This is a genomic window from Streptomyces sp. NPDC057249 (genome assembly GCF_042669245.1).
In the GTDB taxonomy this organism is placed as follows: domain Bacteria; phylum Actinomycetota; class Actinomycetes; order Streptomycetales; family Streptomycetaceae; genus Streptomyces.
This window is the reverse complement of the sequence record NZ_JBHUXS010000007.1, coordinates 306,494-322,539: the sequence shown is the minus strand read 5'-3', so window position 1 is coordinate 322,539 and position 16,046 is coordinate 306,494. Positions and strand designations below refer to the sequence as shown.

Annotated in this window: 21 protein-coding genes; 12 read left to right on the top strand and 9 right to left on the bottom strand. The window is 72.3% G+C overall.

The annotated features are described in order from the left end of the window. Positions 1-14: 14 nt before the first annotated feature. Entirely contained in the window at positions 15-1,670 is a 1,656-nt protein-coding gene (locus tag ACFUJY_RS16040; RefSeq protein ID WP_383299241.1) for a cellulase family glycosylhydrolase, read from the bottom strand. Positions 1,671-1,888: 218 nt separating this feature from the next. Here ACFUJY_RS16040 and ACFUJY_RS16035 point away from each other — a divergent pair, with 218 nt between their 5' ends. The 3 genes from ACFUJY_RS16035 to ACFUJY_RS16025 are packed head-to-tail and all read left to right on the top strand — an operon-like array spanning position 1,889 to position 4,447. After that, positions 1,889-2,590, top strand: a complete 702-nt coding sequence (locus tag ACFUJY_RS16035; protein WP_383299238.1) for a YciI family protein — start codon at positions 1,889-1,891, stop codon at positions 2,588-2,590. Beyond that, on the top strand, positions 2,587-3,861 hold the full coding sequence (locus ACFUJY_RS16030; protein ID WP_383299235.1) for an RNA polymerase sigma factor: 1,275 nt from the start codon (positions 2,587-2,589) through the stop codon (positions 3,859-3,861). Before ACFUJY_RS16035 ends, ACFUJY_RS16030 begins: the two co-directional genes overlap by 4 nt. After that, complete coding sequence (locus tag ACFUJY_RS16025; RefSeq protein ID WP_383299232.1) at positions 3,854-4,447, top strand: sugar O-acetyltransferase; 594 nt, start codon at positions 3,854-3,856, stop codon at positions 4,445-4,447. The genes ACFUJY_RS16030 and ACFUJY_RS16025 overlap by 8 nt, the downstream gene beginning before the upstream one ends. A gap of 23 nt (positions 4,448-4,470) precedes the next feature. On the opposite strand, the gene ACFUJY_RS16020 is transcribed toward ACFUJY_RS16025, so the two are convergent. The 4 genes from ACFUJY_RS16020 to ACFUJY_RS16005 all read right to left on the bottom strand — a co-directional run bounded on the left by ACFUJY_RS16020 (position 4,471) and on the right by ACFUJY_RS16005 (position 8,078). Continuing rightward, positions 4,471-4,827, bottom strand: a complete 357-nt coding sequence (locus tag ACFUJY_RS16020) for a DoxX family protein (protein ID WP_383299230.1) — start codon at positions 4,825-4,827, stop codon at positions 4,471-4,473. Between the two features lie 169 nt (positions 4,828-4,996). Then, positions 4,997-5,959 (bottom strand): aminoglycoside phosphotransferase family protein, encoded by a 963-nt coding sequence (locus ACFUJY_RS16015; RefSeq protein WP_383299227.1) that lies wholly within the window; start codon positions 5,957-5,959, stop codon positions 4,997-4,999. Between the two features lie 22 nt (positions 5,960-5,981). Continuing rightward, positions 5,982-6,896: a hypothetical protein gene (locus ACFUJY_RS16010; protein ID WP_383299225.1), complete on the bottom strand. Its 915-nt coding sequence runs from the start codon at positions 6,894-6,896 to the stop codon at positions 5,982-5,984. Between the two features lie 243 nt (positions 6,897-7,139). Beyond that, positions 7,140-8,078 carry a MerR family transcriptional regulator gene (locus ACFUJY_RS16005; protein ID WP_383299423.1) on the bottom strand — a complete coding sequence of 313 codons (939 nt, stop codon included), beginning with the start codon at positions 8,076-8,078 and terminating at the stop codon, positions 7,140-7,142. A 123-nt stretch (positions 8,079-8,201) separates the two neighbouring features. On the opposite strand from ACFUJY_RS16005, the gene ACFUJY_RS16000 reads away from it, so the two are divergent. Further along, positions 8,202-8,729 (top strand): GNAT family N-acetyltransferase, encoded by a 528-nt coding sequence (locus ACFUJY_RS16000; protein WP_383299222.1) that lies wholly within the window; start codon positions 8,202-8,204, stop codon positions 8,727-8,729. An 85-nt stretch (positions 8,730-8,814) separates the two neighbouring features. On the opposite strand, the gene ACFUJY_RS15995 is transcribed toward ACFUJY_RS16000, so the two are convergent. Next, a complete protein-coding gene (locus ACFUJY_RS15995) occupies positions 8,815-9,024 on the bottom strand; it encodes a DUF397 domain-containing protein (protein ID WP_383299219.1) in 210 nt (69 codons plus the stop codon). After that, positions 9,021-9,860: a Scr1 family TA system antitoxin-like transcriptional regulator gene (locus ACFUJY_RS15990; RefSeq protein WP_383299420.1), complete on the bottom strand. Its 840-nt coding sequence runs from the start codon at positions 9,858-9,860 to the stop codon at positions 9,021-9,023. Before ACFUJY_RS15990 ends, ACFUJY_RS15995 begins: the two co-directional genes overlap by 4 nt. A gap of 94 nt (positions 9,861-9,954) precedes the next feature. Between ACFUJY_RS15990 and ACFUJY_RS15985 the strand changes: the two genes are divergently transcribed. The 7 genes from ACFUJY_RS15985 (at position 9,955) to ACFUJY_RS15955 (ending at position 14,225) form a co-directional block, all read left to right on the top strand. Next, the gene (locus tag ACFUJY_RS15985; protein WP_383299216.1) at positions 9,955-10,209 is read left to right on the top strand and encodes a hypothetical protein; all 255 of its coding nucleotides are present in this window, start codon (positions 9,955-9,957) and stop codon (positions 10,207-10,209) included. 47 nt (positions 10,210-10,256) lie between these two features. Next, positions 10,257-10,421 carry a hypothetical protein gene (locus ACFUJY_RS15980; RefSeq protein WP_383299213.1) on the top strand — a complete coding sequence of 55 codons (165 nt, stop codon included), beginning with the start codon at positions 10,257-10,259 and terminating at the stop codon, positions 10,419-10,421. Continuing rightward, positions 10,418-11,596 (top strand): methyltransferase domain-containing protein, encoded by a 1,179-nt coding sequence (locus tag ACFUJY_RS15975; RefSeq protein ID WP_383299210.1) that lies wholly within the window; start codon positions 10,418-10,420, stop codon positions 11,594-11,596. Before ACFUJY_RS15980 ends, ACFUJY_RS15975 begins: the two co-directional genes overlap by 4 nt. Before the next feature lie 162 nt (positions 11,597-11,758). Further along, positions 11,759-11,932 (top strand): DUF1272 domain-containing protein, encoded by a 174-nt coding sequence (locus tag ACFUJY_RS15970; protein ID WP_383299207.1) that lies wholly within the window; start codon positions 11,759-11,761, stop codon positions 11,930-11,932. A gap of 137 nt (positions 11,933-12,069) precedes the next feature. Continuing rightward, positions 12,070-12,642, top strand: coding sequence for a hypothetical protein (locus ACFUJY_RS15965; RefSeq protein ID WP_383299204.1), 573 nt, complete (start codon positions 12,070-12,072; stop codon positions 12,640-12,642). A gap of 121 nt (positions 12,643-12,763) precedes the next feature. Next, positions 12,764-13,267 carry a hypothetical protein gene (locus ACFUJY_RS15960; protein ID WP_383299201.1) on the top strand — a complete coding sequence of 168 codons (504 nt, stop codon included), beginning with the start codon at positions 12,764-12,766 and terminating at the stop codon, positions 13,265-13,267. A gap of 40 nt (positions 13,268-13,307) precedes the next feature. Then, entirely contained in the window at positions 13,308-14,225 is a 918-nt protein-coding gene (locus tag ACFUJY_RS15955; protein ID WP_383299198.1) for an aminoglycoside phosphotransferase family protein, read from the top strand. 182 nt (positions 14,226-14,407) lie between these two features. Here the strand turns inward: ACFUJY_RS15955 and ACFUJY_RS15950 are convergent, their stop codons facing one another. Together ACFUJY_RS15950 and ACFUJY_RS15945 are read right to left on the bottom strand one after the other, a co-directional pair. Then, positions 14,408-14,596: a hypothetical protein gene (locus tag ACFUJY_RS15950; protein ID WP_383299195.1), complete on the bottom strand. Its 189-nt coding sequence runs from the start codon at positions 14,594-14,596 to the stop codon at positions 14,408-14,410. 119 nt (positions 14,597-14,715) lie between these two features. Continuing rightward, on the bottom strand, positions 14,716-15,264 hold the full coding sequence (locus ACFUJY_RS15945; RefSeq protein WP_383299192.1) for a hypothetical protein: 549 nt from the start codon (positions 15,262-15,264) through the stop codon (positions 14,716-14,718). Positions 15,265-15,365: 101 nt separating this feature from the next. Here ACFUJY_RS15945 and ACFUJY_RS15940 point away from each other — a divergent pair, with 101 nt between their 5' ends. Next, positions 15,366-15,872, top strand: coding sequence for a nuclear transport factor 2 family protein (locus ACFUJY_RS15940; RefSeq protein WP_383299189.1), 507 nt, complete (start codon positions 15,366-15,368; stop codon positions 15,870-15,872). The last annotated feature ends 174 nt before the right edge of the window (positions 15,873-16,046 follow it).

The window sequence follows — 16,046 nt, the reverse complement described above, 5'->3', positions numbered from 1 at the left end:
CCGGCCGGCACCGGTCACGCGGCGGCGCAGGCCGCGCCGCTGAGGGTGAAGGCGGCCGGGGCGGCGTTCGTACCGCTCTGGCTGCCCGTGAAGCCCACGGTCACCGAGGAGCCCGGGGCGATCGTGGAGGTGTACGAGGCCGGCGCGACGCTCACCGAACCGCCGGACTGCGTGGGCGTGCCGCCCCACATGTTGCTGATGGTCTGCCCGTTGGCGAAGGCGAACCCGAGCGTCCAGCCGTCGATCGCGGCGGTGCCCGTGTTGCGGATGGTGATCTCGCCCTGGAAGCCGCCCGGCCACTGGCCGACCACCTTGTAGCCGACCGAGCAGCTGCCCGCCGGGGTGGTCGTGCCCTCGTCCGTGGTCACGTTCACGGCGGCCGACCGCGCCGAACGGTTGCCGGCCGCGTCCCGGGCGTAGACCGCGAAGGAGTACGCGGTATCGGCGGTGAGGCCGGTCACGGTGACGCCCGTCGTGGCCGACGAGGCGACCCTGGTCTCCGTACCGCCGCTGACGCGTACGACGTCGTATCCGGCGACGGCAACGTTGTCGGAGGACGCGGCCCAGGTCAGCGTGGCCGAGGTGTCGGTCACGGCGGAGGCGGCCGGGGTGCCCGGGGCGGTCGGGGCCTCGGTGTCCTCCTCGGCGGGGCCGCCGTAGACCGTGGCCTCGACGGAGGTCTCCGCGATGCCGTTCGCGCCGTGGAAGATGCGCTCGCCCCAGGAGCTCAGCTGCGCCGGGTCGAAGCCGATGGCCAGGTCGAGGATCGGGTCGGTGTTGCCGCTCCACGACCAGGCGATCCAGCCGAGTCCGAGCCGCTGCGCCTCGGACATCATGGTGTCCTCGTCCGGGTCGCCGTACTGGTCGGCGGGCCCGCCGAACTCACCGATGACCAGCGGCAGTCCGGCGTCCACGAAGGTGTTCAGATAGTCGGTGACCTTCTGGGCGGTGTTGTAGACGCTGTACATGTGGATCGAGAAGAGCAGGTTCCCGGTGGTGTCCGCGTCGTACACCGCCTGGGCGTTGTCCCGCATGACGTTCTGCCAGTCCTGGCCCCAGTTGGGCGCGTCGACCATGATCGTGTGCGCGAACCCGGCGGCGCGCAGCTTCTTGATCGCGGCGGTGGTGGGGGCGGTCCAGCCGGCCGGGTCGGTGTTGCCCCAGGGCTCGTTGCCGATGTTGATGACGACGTAGTCCTCCTGGCCCTGGAGGACGTCCTTCAGGGAGATCCAGTAGTCGGCCGCGTGGTCCAGCGTGCCGGCGGCGGAGTCCTCGCCGTATCCGGTGGTGTCGTGCACCTCCAGGACGCAGATGAGCCGGTTCGCCTTGCAGTCGGCGATGACGGCGGCGACGTCGTCCGGCCCGTTCTCGCTCCAGCGGTAGCCGTCGGACAGCACGACCCGGACGGTGTTGGCGCCGGTCGCCTTGATGTCGGCCAGGGACTGGGTTTCGCCGGGGTACCAGGTGTGCGCGTGGTTGACACCGCGCATGATGAAGTCGTTGCCGTTGCCTTCGACCAGCTGGCCGTCGCTGATGTGCAGCCCGGTACCGGCGGCGGGCGCTGCGTGCGCGGGGGCCAGGGCGCCGAGGGAGAGGAACCCGAGCAGGGTGGCCAGGACGGTGAGGATGACGGAGGCGGGACGCTTCGCCGGATGTCTCGCTGTTCTCACTGCGGCTCCAGAGGGGGAGGAGGGGTGGTCCACCGATGTGGGAGCGCTCCCACACCTGAGTGGACCCATGAAGCCATTCGGTCAGGGGCACGTCAATAGATCGGACGACTCGGGTTGAGGGAGGCAGGGTTCAGATTCGTTCCGCCGGACTGTCGGATTCGGTGGACACCGTTCGTCGTCTTCATGGAACGTTCGGCACGGCAGCTAGGAGACCGCTCATGAAGTACGTGTTGTTCATCGCCACCGACCCCGCCGGGGAGCACACCGACGAGAACCCGGAGGCGTGGGTCGAGAAGTGGAACGGGCGCGGCGTCCGGCGGGAGGGCATGCCGCTCAAGCCCGTCGGGGAGACGAGCACGGTCCGGGTCCGCGGGAGCGAGGTCCTGGTCACCGACGGCCCGTTCGCCGAGACGGCCGAGTGGATCGCCGGGTACGACCTGCTGGAGGCCGCCGACCTGGACGAGGCGATCGAGGTCGCCGCCTCGCACCCGATGGCGACCGCCGGCCGCATCGAGATCCGCCCCGTCGAACCGCTCGACCACGGCACGGGCACCGGCGACGTCCCGCACGAGGGCGACGCCCCCGCCTCCCGCTTCCTGGCCCTCGTGCGGACCGACCCGGCCGCGCCGCCGCACCCCGTGGACCCGGCCGAGGTGGCCGCGTGGGTACGGGACGGCCTGGCGTCCGGCCGCTACCTGGGCGGCGAGCACCTGAGCCCGGTCGAGGACGCCACGCTCGTGCGGCGACGCGGGGGCGAACTCCTGATCGCGGACGGCGGGTACGCGGACGTGCCGGAGTGGGTCACCGGGATCGTCTTCGTCGACGGGGACCGGGAACAGGCGCTGGAGTACCTGGGGCGGTGCCCGATGGCCCGGTCGGGGCTCGTGGAACTGCGCGAGTTCCGGCGGGACTTCGGGTGAGCACGGGGCCGGGGGCCGCCGGCGACACCGCGCCGGCGGCCGTCCGCGCGGCGCTCGCGGCCGCCCACCGCGCCGAATGGGGCGCCGTGTTCGGCACGCTCGTCCGCCTCACCGGTGACTGGGAACTGGCCGAGGACTGCGCGCAGGACGCGTTCGCCCGCGCCCTGCCGGCCTGGGAGCGCGACGGAGTGCCGCGCAGCCCGGGGGCGTGGCTGGTGACCGCCGCCCGGCGCCGCGCCGTGGACGTACTGCGCCGCCGCACGACCGAGCGCGACCGGATCGCGGAGGCGGCGGCGCTGGAGGAGGCGTACGAACCGGCGCCGCCCGGCGACGAGCGGCTGAGGCTGATCTTCACCTGCTGCCACCCCGCGCTCCCGCTCGAAGCCCGGGTGGCCCTCACGCTGCGCGCGGTCGGCGGCCTCACCACGCGCGAGATCGCCCGTGCGTTCCTGGTCGGCGAGGACACCGTGTCGCAGCGCATTCTGCGGGCCAAGCGGAAGATCGCCGCCGCGGGCATCCCGTACCGCGTACCACCGCCCGGCGCACGCGCCGAACGCCTCGGCGGGGTCCTCGCCGTGCTCTACCTGATCTTCACCGAGGGATACGCGCCCAGCGACGGCAGCGTCCTGCGCGACCAGCCGGCCGAGGAGGCCGTCCGGCTGGCCCGGCTCGTCGTGGCCGAGGCCCCGGACGAGCCGGAGGCCCGTGGCCTGCTGGCCCTGCTCCTGCTCCAGCACTCCCGCCGCGCCGCCCGGCTCGGCGCGGACGGCCGCCTGGTCAGGCTGGAGCACCAGGACCGCACGCTGTGGGACCACGCGCTGATCGCCGAGGGCGCCGTGCTCGCCCGCGAGGCGCTTCCGGCGGGCGGCCCCTACGCGCTCCAGGCGGCGATCGCCGTCGAGCACGCCCTGGCGCCGGACGCCACCGCCACCGACTGGGCGGCCGTCGTGGGCCTGTACGACCGCCTCCTCGCCCTGCGCGCCGGCCCCGTCGTGGCCCTCAACCGGGCGGTGGCCGTGGGCATGCGGGACGGACCGCAGGCCCAGCTGGAGGCCGTCGACGCGCTGGGTACGCCGAAGGAACTCGCGGGCCACCACGCCCTCCCCGCCGTGCGGGCGGACGCGCTGCGCCGCCTCGGCCGTACGGAGGAGGCGGCGCGGATGTACGAGGCCGCGAGGGCGGCGGCGCCCAACGAGGCGATCGCCGCGGAATACGCGCTCCGGCTGACCGGCCCGGGGCACCCGAGGAGAGGGACACCGCACGATGGCTGAGACCGACCGGAACGAGATACGCGCCCGCATCGCCAAGGGCCTCGTCTACACCGAGACCGAGGCGGCCTTCCTGGCCCCGGCCCGCCGTGCGGACGAGATCTTCGCGTACAACGGGACGCCCCCGTCCGACGCGGGGAGACGGCGTGCGCTGCTGACCGAGATCTTCGCCTCGGTGGGCGAACGCACGGTCCTCCAGGCGCCGTTCCACGCCGCCTTCGGCAGCAACGTGCATCTCGGGGACGACTTCTTCGGCAATGTGAACCTGACGTTCGTGGACGACGCGGAGATCCGCATCGGCGACGGCGTCATGATCGCCCCGAGCGTGACCCTGACGACGACCGGCCACCCGGTGCACCCCGCGCGCCGGGTGGATTTCGGCCGCTTCTCGGAGCCGATCGTCATCGAGGACAAGGTGTGGATCGGCAGCAATGTGGTCGTCCTGCCGGGCGTCCGCATCGGCTACGGCTCGGTCATCGGCGCCGGCAGCGTCGTGAGCCGCGACATTCCTCCGATGAGTGTCGCGCTCGGCGTGCCGTGCCGGGTGGTCCGGCCGATCACGGACGAGGACCTCGCCACGCGTACCTGAGAGCTGTCCTCAGGCGGCCGCGCTCACCAGGCCCCGTGGTACCGCACGCCCAGGATCAGAGCGGCGACCGCCGTCGCCAGGAACACGATCCCGCCGACGATGTTCCGGGACCCCACCCGCAGATGGGCGATGATCGCGCCGATGAAGTAGAGGATCAGCCCGCACGCGGCGAGCGTGCCGAGCGCGGGCACGGCGAACCCGGCGAGCAGCCCCAGGGTGCCCGCGGCCAGGCACATGCCGAGCCAGGGGACGTACGTGCGGGGGATGCCCTTCATGTCGGCCTGGGACTTCGGGTATTCGTGGCCGATGAGGTAGGTCACGGCGGCGGCGCCGTTGAAGAAGACGCCGAGGACGGTGACCGTGAGGTATGCGGTGCGCATGCTTTTCTCCGCTCCTGAGGGGAAATGTCGCAGGCCGCCCCGGAGGAGGGACGTCGCTCTCCCGCTCCGACGATCGAGGGCGGTGTTCCGTGAGGTGATCGGCCGGTCGGACGGGTGAGATCACGGTCACACCGTGCCGGCGGAGCTCGGGGTCCCCCGGCCGCCCGGCTCACCGCACCGACCGCCCCCCGGGGCGCTCGGTCAGCGACTCCGCCAGCCGGTCCGCGAGCGCGGTGATCCACTCCAGTTCGGGCCCGCCGCGGGCAACCCGGAATCCGTGCCGCCGGGCCCAGAACGCCGCCTGCACGGCGTGCAACTGCGCCCACCGCCGCACCCGTTCGCGCTCCAGCTCGGCGGCGTCCGCGAACACGTCCACGATGCGGTGCACGGCGTCGCTGAGGTCGTGGGCGCCCGGCCCCGCTACCGCGAGGGCGTACGCGCGGGACTTCATCAACGCCCCCGCGTCGTACGCCGGGTCACCCACGTACCCCTTGGGATCGACGGCGAGCCAGGGCTCGCGTCCGGCCCGCAGGATGTTCCGCCCGTGCAGGTCGCCGTGGACGAGCGTGCCGGGCTGCTCCCGCCCCAACTCCCTCACGGTGGCGAGGGCGGCGTCCAGGACGGCGCGCGGCAGGGCGTGCGCCAGCTCGGCGGCGTCCCTGCGCAACTCGTCCTCCCACTCCCCGGCCCGGTCGCTGAGCCGGGGCAGCCCGTCGGGCGCGGGCACGGCCAGCCGCCGCCCGAGCCGCGCGGCGACGGCCACCACCTCGTCCCCGTCGACCGCCTCGGCGAGCGTCACCGGCGAGACCCGCTCCAGCAGCATCGCGTACCGCTCGGCGTCCCGCTCGTACAGCGCGACGGCCCCGCGCCCGCCCCAGGCGACGAAGGCGTCGGCCTCGTGGTCGTTGCCGGGGTGCGGGAAGGAGACCTTGAGCACGGCGGGCGGCGTGCCGTCGCGGCGTACGGGGACGATGACCCCGACCCCGCCGTGCAGGACGTCGCCGTCGGGCGTGCAGCCCCACGCGTCGGCCACGTCCGCGACGAGTGCGGGGAGTCCGGCGATCCACTCCGCCCCGGGGTCCCCTTCGCGCGCGATCGTGGTCCGCGCGAACTCTTCCGGAATGACGATCACCCGGGCACCCTACGCGGTCGGGTCACGGCTCGACTCGCAGATGCCGCCCCCAGACCTGGGCCTTGCGGAACGGCCCGTCCCCGTCGCTGGTGTGCTGCGACGCGTCGAAGGCGACCCAGTACACGAACTCCCCGTCGTGCGCCTGAGGATGGCCGTTGGGCTCGGGCACGCCCAGGGCATCGATGGTCCCGGCGAACTCGACGGCCTGCCACGGCCCGTCCCACGCCTCGTCGCGTACCACGACGACCCGAGTGCCGGGGGCCATCGCCCCGGGCGGCCAGGCCCGGCTCAGAACCGGGAAGTGGGGCCGCCAGCCGGGCCGGACATACGGCACCGGCCCGTCCCACGGTTCGCGGTGGCGCCGCCCCTCGTGGTTGGCGTTGCGGGGCAGGTACCCCCGGAAGAGGTCGGCGCCGCGCAGCCCGTCGTGGAGCTGCCCGGCGCACTCGGTGACCGGCGAGAGGGAGGCGGGATCGACGGCCCGGAAGACACCGCCCTCCAGCCGGAACGCCTGGCCCTCCTCGGGGCCGGTGCCGCAGGCCGCGACGAGCCTGCCGTCGCGGAAGGCGGCCGCGTACTCGTGGAGCAGTTCCCCGCCGAAGGTGCTGTCGCTGATGACGACGACGGGTGCGGCGAGGCTGAGGAACGACCCCAGCAGGAGGTCGGTGTCGTCGAACGCGTCCAGCGGATCGGGCATCACGGGCACGCCCGCCGCCTCGCGCCAGGCGTCGAGCGCGGGTGGCGTGAGCGCGCGCGGGTCGTACCCGAGCCCGCTGACGGCGTGCGCCAGCTCCCAGGGGGCGGGCAGCACCCAGCCCTCCGGGAGGGCGGGGTCACCGGTGCGGGGCGCGTACGCGGACCCACCGGGGATCGCCAGGTCGTAGAGGGGCAACGTGCTTGCGTCGAGGGTGAGTGCGCAGTTGAGGTGAAAGCCCATGAAGAGCATCCTCGCGTACGCCCCCGAAGGAGACCCCGCGATGACCGTGACCATCCGCCCCGCCGGCCCGGACGACATCCCGCCCGGGGTGCAGTCGGATGGAGTGGATGGGGGACACGGACAACGCGCGGGCGCTGGGGTTCTACGGGGCGCTGGGCTTCGAGGTGGTGGAGGGGAAGGTGGTGTACCGGGTGGGGGCGGAGGGGTGAGCGGGCGGGTGCGGTGAACGGGGAGCTGCGGCGACTATGCGGCACGGTCATTTCGCAGGGCCTGGATGAGCCAGGGGTACACCGGGATCAGGTTCGGCACTACCTGCCAGCCGTTGACGATCCACACCAGCCGCCAGTACCGGTCCACCCGGGAATCGTGCGCCTCTTCGAACTGCTGGGCCATCCAGTCCCGGAACTCCGTGTCAGGGGTGCGCGCGAGCGCCTCGGCGAAGCGGTGCACGAGGTCGTCGATGACGGGTGCGCTCCGGTCGCTGAGCGGGTCGATGCCCGACTCCATGGCTTCGGCCACCTTCTGGCGGGTGAATTCCATCAGTTCCTCACCGGCACCGCATTCGACGTCGAGCGGGCGCCCGGCGGCCTGACGTACGGCCGTCCGGCGCATCCGGGCACGGAAATCCTCGTCGCCGACCAGCTCGGTGAGCTCCACCCATGCGGCGACCTGCTCGCTGGTCGGATCATCGGGGAGGTCGGGAGTGGCAGCGCGGACCATGGCCACCGCGGTCGGGTCGGCATCTACTGTGCCGAAGGTGCCCTCCACGAAGTCGTCGATCAGACGTCGGCGTTCCTCGCCGGACAACTGTGTGAGTCTGTGCATGAGTGTGGTCTCCTCAGGACCGGACCCGCGTCCGGCCACGACTCGCAGAACGCTCCGACGCAGTTGCAGCACCCGGATCTGGACGTCCATGGCGTCGGCGTGCGCCGCGGCGACTTCCGCCACCGAGAGCTCGCGGTCCAGTACCCGTTGAATGGTGGCCAGATCCATGCCCAGCTCGCGCAATGTGCGCAGGAGTTCCAGACGCATCAGTGCGTCGAGGTCGTAGAGCCGGTAACCGGCGGGGCTACGGGTGGTCGGCGCTACCACCCCCGAATCGGAGTAGAACCGGATGGTCCTCACGGACAAGCCGGTCCGCCGGGAAAGCTCCCCGATCGAGTAGAGGGTCGTAACGTCCATGTCCCCCACTCTGCTGTCTCCAGTCACTGGAGACTCAAGGCCATTCCCGAGCAGTGCCCGACCACGACACGTCCTCCGAGCGGCATGCGACACCGCTCGCTGGCGGCCTACGGTAACGGGCCCTTGGACCCAATCATCAGAGGCTCACCCCGCCCCCCCCTCGTCCTTCGCCCCCTCGCCTTCACGGCCGAGGAGATCCGCGAGGTCGTCGCCCTCTACACAAGCAACCCGGCGTACTGGCGCGTGGCGGGCGAGTACGACCCCGACGACATCCAGGCGGCGCGCGTCGAGGGCGATCTCAGAGGGGAAGCCGGCACGGAGGGCGGCGAGGTGCTGCTTGCCCGGGACGGGGGAGGGCGCCTCGCGGGGATCGTCTGTCTGCTCGACCGCCATCCGAAGGACGGCCTGCCCTGGATCGGGCTGCTCATGGTGGACGGCCGCTCCCGCCGCTCGGGGCTGGGGCGGCGCCTCGCCGGGCTGCTCGAGGAGCGGTTCCGGGACGAGGGGCGGAGCGGCGTCCGGCTCGCCGTACTGGAGAACAATCCGGACGCCCTGGCCTTCTGGGGCTCCCTCGGCTGGCGCGAGATCGACCGACGTCAGGACCTGGCCCACGACCGGCCGTGCGTCGTCATGCACAAGGACCTGACCTGAACGGGAGGCGCTCGCCGTTCTCGTCGCCACTCACCGCCGGGCGGCGGTGAGTGGCGCGGCCCCGTGACGGCGGCCGGTCGGTCGCTCAGACTGTGTCGAATTCCCCTGCCCTGACACCTTCCACAAACGACGAGAACGCGTTGGTGGAAACCGACATCCGAGGGCCGTCGGCCTGCTTGGAGTCACGGACGGGGACATGGCCGCTCGTGGTGGCGAGATTGACGGCGACCTCGATGCAGTTGCCGCCGTTCGAGCTGTACGAGGACTTGCACCACTGAAGGGAATCGGTCGTCACGGAGTGCCCTTTCGCAACTGGCTGATCTTGGCCACTGACGCCGCCTGAGACAGCGCCTCGCCTTGCAGTTGATGGTAGGCGGTGAGCATGGGCACTACGAACGACGGTTCTCGGTCCACGTGCCCTTGCGCTTGGGACTCGGCGTAGGCGACGACAGACCGGTCGGAGAGAGTCAGCAGGTTGACCGGCAAGTTGAAGGCCCGCCGGGCGCCTATGGCGAAGGGTGCCACGTGTAGCAACCAGTTGGGGCGCGCGGCCAGCTCCTCCAGCCGTTCCAGCTGGGCGTTCATGACCTTCGGTCCGCCGACGGCCTGAAGCAGACAGCTTTCGTCCATGACGACGAACACCATCGGTGGCCGGGGTCTGACCAGCGCGGCCTGCCGCTCCAGCAGGAACGAGACGCGTTCATCGGCCTGTTCGGCGGTGATGGACCCCCGTTGCAGATCGCCCTCGGCCACGGCTCGCGCGTACTCCGGGGTCTGCATGAGGCCCGGAACGATCCCGACCTCGAACAGCCGGATCTCCACCGCACGCGCCTCGTAACCCACGTACTCCGGGAAGCCCTCCAGCAGGCTGCCGTGCCTCATCTCGCGCCACTCACGCTCGAACGAATCCGGCGTGCCGACGAGTTCGAGCGCGACGTCCAATCTCCGCGAGAACGGCAGGGTTGCGGATTTGCGACCAGTTTCGATCGCGGAGACGTGGCGGCCCGTGCAGCCGACCATCGTGGCGATGTGATCCTGAATCCAGCCGCGCGCCTCCCGCATCCTGCGTAAACGCGCGCCGTACGCCGCCTGGGGTGACGCGTCCGGATTCAGCTCCTTGATGTTGACCAATATGCCCTCCCTGGCCGCCACGTTGATGACTTTGCGAGGCTAGGTCACGCTGAGCGCGTCTGGTAGTGAAACCGCTACGGAGGGACACGAAAGCGTGCCTGTCGAAGAGCATCGAACCGCGCCGGCTTCCGGCCCGCTCCCCACCCGAACCGACGACGAAGACCCCCCGGGCCGCGAGTCGCGGCGGGACCCGGACCTCTCGCGTTACGCGTCACTCGCGGCGTTCCCGCCCTGCCGGTGCGGGGCGCCCGTCTGCCCGGACAGCTCGCCGAAGGCCGGGGCGTCGGCGGACGACATCCGCGCCCGCGTACGGGAGACGAACGCGATCCACGCGAAGTACCGCCTGTGACGGCGCGCGCCACGTCGGCCACACGCAGACCGAAGAAGCGGAAGGGGATGAACGAGGTCATGAAGGAAACGACGGCGCCCGGCATCGCGGTACGCGTGGACGGGGGCGGGGACGGCCTGCCCGGCACCCCGTGGCCCGGCCCCCAGGACCCGCCCTCGCCGGACGGTGGTCCGGGCGTGCCGAACCCGCCGAAGGGCGGGGCGGCGGCATGAGCGAGCAGATGGTGACGGCGCGTCCCACCCGCGAGGAGGTGGCGTACGCCCTGACGAGTGGTGGCGTCCTGAAACCGGGCTGGGTGGATGCCTATGCGCGGGTGCCCCGGCAGGCGTTCCTGCCGGACACGATCTGGCCGTACGACATGGCGACCGGGCGGACGGTCCACGTGTCGCGGACGGAGGACGCGCAGGCGTGGCGCGGGTACGCGAACGCGGACGTGCCGATCGTGACGCAGTGGGACGACGGGGAGCACGCCGGCCGCGTACCGGGCCGGCTGTCGACGTCGTCGGCCTCGATGCCGAGCGTCGTCTTCCGGATGCTGGACGAGCTTGCGGTGGACGACTACTGCCGCGTCCTGGAGATCGGCACGGGGACGGGCTGGAACGCGGCGCTGCTGGCCCACAAGGTGGGCGAGGAGAACGTCGTCAGTGTGGAGGTGGACGAGGCGGTGGCGAGCCGGGCGCGCGAGGCCCTGGACCGCTTCTTCGGCGCCCCGGTGGAGGTGATCCACGGCGACGGCCGGGCGGGGGCGCCGGGGCGGGGCGTGTTCGACCGGGTGATCGCCACGTGCGGGGTGCGCGAGATCCCGTACGCGTGGGTGGAGCAGACGCGGCCCGGGGGTGTGGTCGTGGCGCCGTGGGGCACGGGCTTCACCCATGCCGACGCGGTGCTGCGGTTGACGGTGGACGCGACGGGGAAGAGCGCGACGGGCAGGTTCACGGGCCCGGTGGAGTTCATGAAGCTGCGGGCGCACCGGTCGGCCCCGATCGACCACGAGTCGTACGCCTCGGGACTCCCGTCCGCTCCGACGGCGACGACCACCTCCGACGCGGCGGCTGCCCTGGCGGCGACCGACCGCTTCAGCCCGCTGACCTTCGCGCTGGGCCTCCGCGTCCCCGCCTGCACGTACGTCGCCGCCGGGAAGGTGGGCGGCACTCAACCGCACTGGTTCTACGGCCGCAAGGACCGGTCCTGGGCGTGCGTGCTGGTGGAGGACGGGGAGGCGGTGAGCCGCGTGTGGCAGTGGGGCCGGCGGCGGTTGTGGGACGAGGTGGAGGGTGCGTATGCGTGGTGGGTGGAGCGGGGGAGGCCGGGGTGGGGGCGGTTCGGGGTGACGGTGCGGGGGGAGGGGGAGCGGGTCTGGCTGGATGAGGCGGGGGAGTGGGTGTGAAGGGCGGCGTCCGACGGGCCGACGGGACGGGGCCGGTCGACCGGGTGGCCCTCGGGAAGTGGCGGGATCTTGTGCGAGGCTGCCCCTGCCGACCCTTTCCGCTCAGGATGCCTTGTCCGAGAATGGGAACGGGCAACGAAACCCGAACTCCTCAGGAGAGCCATGGCACTGGAGATGCGCGAACGTTGCGAACGCTGCGAATCGGCGCTGCCGCCGGACGCGCCGGCCCGGATATGTTCGTACGAGTGCACGTTCTGCGTGTCCTGCGGCGATGCGCTGCTGGACACGTGTCCCAACTGCGGCGGTGAACTCGTCGTCCGCCCCCGCCGGGCGTAGGCGCCGTTGCCGGGCGGACGATCAGCGGCGTAGGCCGGTGCTCGACGGCATCGACGGCATCGACGGCATCGACGGCATCGACGGCACTCGGGGCCGGGCCCACCGCCCATCTCGAACAGGCGGTCTAAGATGCGTCGATGCTGCCCACCGCACCGCCGCAGATACCGGCGAACGAACTCAGACCCGGCCGTTTCTGGTACGCCGTAGCGGCCGCGACCGCACTCGTACTGGTCGTGCTGGGCGTGCTCCTCGGCGTCCACCGCTTCAACGACATGGTCGACGCGGTCGATGCCGAGCACCCGTTCGTCAACGATGACACCGTGTCCCTCCGGCTCGGCCCGGAGAGCGAGCGGACGATCTGGATCAGGGACAGGGGCCCGTCGGACGACCAGCATTGCAGCATCACCGGGCCGGGCGAGCTGCGCCTCGAAAGTCCGGGCATCGACGTGTTCCTCACCCGCGACGAGACCTGGAACCCCCTGTACGACATCGACGTCTCCCAGCCGGGCGACTACGAGATCACCTGCTCATCCGAAGGGCCGTCCTGGTACGCCTTCGGGGAGTCCGGCGGCATCGTCACCTTTCTGGGCGGGTCGATCCTGGCCGTCGTTCTGCCCGTCGCCGGAGTCGGCCTCGGTGCGGTCATCGTGATCGTCACGGCCGTCCGCCGCCGGGACCACCGCAAGCGGCTGCTCGCTGAGCGGTTCTGACGGCTGCGGAGGGCACCGACCCCCGAGCGCCTGGACCGACCCCGCAGGCCCCACGGGCAGAGCACGGGCCTATGGTTGAACGCGTTCAACGCGCAACGCGGTTGACGGGCGGGGAGGTTCAGTGGCAAGCAGGTGCTACGTGCGCGCCGGGGTGGCGGCCTTCAGCTTTCTTCTGGTGGCCTGCGCCGGGCCCGCCCAGTACTACGGCGGGTCCGGCGTCCATGACGCCACCGCCGCCGAAGTCGCCGGCGACTGGACGAACGTGAAGGGCACCCGTGTCGAGCTGCACGAGGACGGGACGGCGTCCCTCACGAAGCTCGACGGGCACGACTTCGACTACGACGAGGGCTGGCGCCTCTCCGGTACGGGGGACTGGCGGCTGGCCGACACCGACGGCGGGCAGGTCGTCCGGCTCGCGCTGAAGGCACCGACACGGGTGGACAGGCGCCCCTCGGAGGCCACCGGGACTCCGCTCCCCTCTGCGGACACCCAGCCCCCGTCCACGTACAACTGGTCCCTCTATGTGGACCGCTCCGAGCACAAGCACGAGTTGAAGCTGTTCTTCTTCTTCGGGGACCCCGACATCGGGAACACGTACGTGCTGACCCGAACGGCGCAGAAGTAGCCCGCCCCGTAACGGAGTTCATCCGGCTACGGTGGCCCGCATGACCCATGCCCCGACCCCTCTGACCCCCGACCTGATCCGCGCCCTCCTCCGCGACCAGCACCCCGACCTCGCCGGACTCCCCCTGGAGCCGGGCGCGCGCGGGTGGGACAACCAGTTGTGGCGGCTGGGGGACGAGCTCGCCGTGCGGTTGCCGTGGGCGACGGAGTCCGCCGATGAGCTGTTGCTGAAGGAGCACGCCTGGGTGCCCGGGCTGGCCCCCGGACTCCCGTTGCCCGTCCCCGTACCGCAGCGCCTCGGCGTACCCTCCGAACGCTTTCCCAGGCCCTGGCTGGTCACCACCTGGGTGTCCGGGGAGCCGGCCGACCGGGTCCCGGCGACGCGGGCGGAGGACGCGGCCGACACGCTGGCCCGGTTCCTCGGCGCTCTGCACCGGCCGGCCCCGGCCGAGGCGCCCGCCGGGCGGGGGCGCGGCGGGCCGTTGGGGCCGTACGGGGAGCACTTCGGGCAGGCGCTCGCCGCCGTCACCGAGAAGGGGCTGGTCACCGATCCGGACCCGGTCCGCCGCGTCTGGGAGGACGCGGTCGCCGCTCCTGACTGGACGGGGCCCGCGCTGTGGCTCCACGGCGATCTGCATCCCGCCAACGTGTTGACCGCCAACGGCACGTTCTGCGGCGTCGTCGACTTCGGTGACCTCTTCGCAGGTGACCCGGCCTGCGACCTCGCCGCCGCCTGGATTCTGCTCCCGGACGGCGCCGCCGACCGCTTCCACGCCGCCTACCGCCCCGCCCCGGACGTGGCGACTCTTCGCCGCGCCCGGGGATGGGCGGTCCTGCGCGCGCTGAGCGCCCTGCTCATCGCGGACGACGGCGACCGGGGGCTGCCCAACGGCAAGCCGACGTGGGGGCCGCCCGCTCGGAGGTCACTGGAGCGGCTGGTCATGTCCCTGGGGCGGTGACACGACCGGCTGGCGCTGCGGAGCCCGTAAAAGGTCCGTGAGTTGAGGCTTCCGCTCCGTGCCGGGCGGTGACCACCGGTACGGCGGCGACGCTCGGCCGCGAGCCGTGGTCGCCGGGGCGTGCCCGGTGGCGGCCGCCCCGTGCGCGTACCTCGCCGTGTCGGTGAACCGCAGTCCCGCGCTCAGCCCCCGTACGGCCCCGAGCTCTGGCTCTGCGCGTGCGTGTGCGCCAGGCCCTGCGCCTGCCCCTGCCCGGCCGCCCCGCGCTCCCAGGCCCCGCGCTCGCCGGAGCCGCCGCGCTTGCGGAGGGCGACGAGGCACGCGCCGAGGACGACGACGAGACCGACCACGACACCGATGACCAGAACCATGATTTCCCCCACTCTCACGGAGGACCACGGTCTGCGGGCCCTCGCTCGTGGTCTCCATAGTCGCTCGTAAGGAGTTCCAAGGGAAGCGAGTCCCCGGCCGGGCCTGCCGGCGCGTCCGGTCAGGCCGAATCGGAGAGGGACGCGGCGAAGGAGGCGAGAGCGGCGAAATCGTCGTTCCGCAGCCCGATCCGCGGATTGACGTGGTGGAGGAGCGCCGGGGCCGGGTGGTGGGCGCTCACGTGGGCGTGGTCGGCATCGCTCTGCTCGTCGTCCACCCAGGCGAACGGCCGCCCACCGGCGTACGCGAGCAACGCCTCGCACTTCCAGTGCACGCCGTCGGGGCGCTCGCGGAACAGCCCGTCCCCGAAGTCGACGAACGGCAGCCGGGGCAGGCCGAGGACGGGCCCGATCCACGTGTTCGCGTCGTTCATCCAGGTGGTGGCCCAGCACAACTCGTACCCGAGCGCCGAAAGCGCCTCGCCGTGGGCCGGGTTGAGCCACACCCGCAACGGCTTGGCGGAGGAGCGGAGCAGGCCGTGCCCCGGAGCGGCGACACCGTCCCGGGGGACGCGGATGGTGGTGTAGCCCGCAGGACGCCGTTCGGGCTTTGCGGCGTACGGGTTCAGCGGTCCGTCGACGTCCAGGAAGAGAAGGGGCCGGGCCGCCATGGGACTCCTTCGGGTGCGCGCGGGCGGTGCGTGGCGTGAGCGTACTGCCCGGGCGCGGAACCCCTTGACCTCAAGTCCGGTCGAGGTCGCACGATCGAGCCATGAACGAGACGCGCACCTCCCCGGACCTCCAGGACCACACCGAGATCGCCGCCCTCATCAGCGGCTTCTTCCGCGCCCTGGACGAGCGCCGCTTCGAAGACGGCTGGGCCGACGCCTACTTCACCGACGACCTCCACGTGACGACCCCGGTCGGCGTCGCCACCGGCGCCGAGGCGACCCGCCTCGCGGAAGAGGCCGTCAACCGCTTCGCCGCCACGCTCCACATCTCCTCCGACGTCCTCGTCCGCCCCGCCCCGGACGCCCGCACGGCCGACGTCACCTGGAACGCCCACATGACCCACGTACACCGCGAAGCCACCCTCCGCTCCCGCGGCGAGGAAGCCGACCCGCTCTTCACGGTGGGCGGGGTGTACGAGGCCCGGTTCCGGCGCACGGACGAGGGGTGGCGGGTGAGCCGGATGGAGGTGCGGGCGGTGTGGACGACGGGGGAGCCGCCTGAGCTGCCCGCTGAGGCGGCACGGGAGGTGCCGGTCGGCCCGGCTTGACGGGGCCCGGGGGCAGGTACCGGCGCGCCTGATGGCGCGCACCTGATTGTGGACCGTCGCCCTCGGCGCGTTCCAATCGATCCGGTAGAACCCGGGCTCCATCCACCCCGCGTAGGTGACCGCGCCCTCGTCCTGGGGCGAGCCGGGGGCACCGGCCGAGGCATGGGCGAGGGC

Coding starts and splice junctions, on each gene's coding strand:
- ACFUJY_RS15945 (WP_383299192.1), bottom strand. CDS start 15,264: ATGGCGGCCCGGCCCCTTCTCTTCCTGGACGTCGACGGACCGCTGAAC.
- ACFUJY_RS15980 (WP_383299213.1), top strand. CDS start 10,257: ATGAACGAGGTCATGAAGGAAACGACGGCGCCCGGCATCGCGGTACGC.
- ACFUJY_RS16005 (WP_383299423.1), bottom strand. CDS start 8,078: ATGGACGTTACGACCCTCTACTCGATCGGGGAGCTTTCCCGGCGGACC.
- ACFUJY_RS15955 (WP_383299198.1), top strand. CDS start 13,308: ATGACCCATGCCCCGACCCCTCTGACCCCCGACCTGATCCGCGCCCTC.
- ACFUJY_RS16035 (WP_383299238.1), top strand. CDS start 1,889: ATGAAGTACGTGTTGTTCATCGCCACCGACCCCGCCGGGGAGCACACC.
- ACFUJY_RS16025 (WP_383299232.1), top strand. CDS start 3,854: ATGGCTGAGACCGACCGGAACGAGATACGCGCCCGCATCGCCAAGGGC.
- ACFUJY_RS15975 (WP_383299210.1), top strand. CDS start 10,418: ATGAGCGAGCAGATGGTGACGGCGCGTCCCACCCGCGAGGAGGTGGCG.
- ACFUJY_RS16020 (WP_383299230.1), bottom strand. CDS start 4,827: ATGCGCACCGCATACCTCACGGTCACCGTCCTCGGCGTCTTCTTCAAC.
- ACFUJY_RS15940 (WP_383299189.1), top strand. CDS start 15,366: ATGAACGAGACGCGCACCTCCCCGGACCTCCAGGACCACACCGAGATC.
- ACFUJY_RS15965 (WP_383299204.1), top strand. CDS start 12,070: ATGCTGCCCACCGCACCGCCGCAGATACCGGCGAACGAACTCAGACCC.
- ACFUJY_RS16010 (WP_383299225.1), bottom strand. CDS start 6,896: ATGGGCTTTCACCTCAACTGCGCACTCACCCTCGACGCAAGCACGTTG.
- ACFUJY_RS15970 (WP_383299207.1), top strand. CDS start 11,759: ATGGCACTGGAGATGCGCGAACGTTGCGAACGCTGCGAATCGGCGCTG.
- ACFUJY_RS15950 (WP_383299195.1), bottom strand. CDS start 14,596: ATGGTTCTGGTCATCGGTGTCGTGGTCGGTCTCGTCGTCGTCCTCGGC.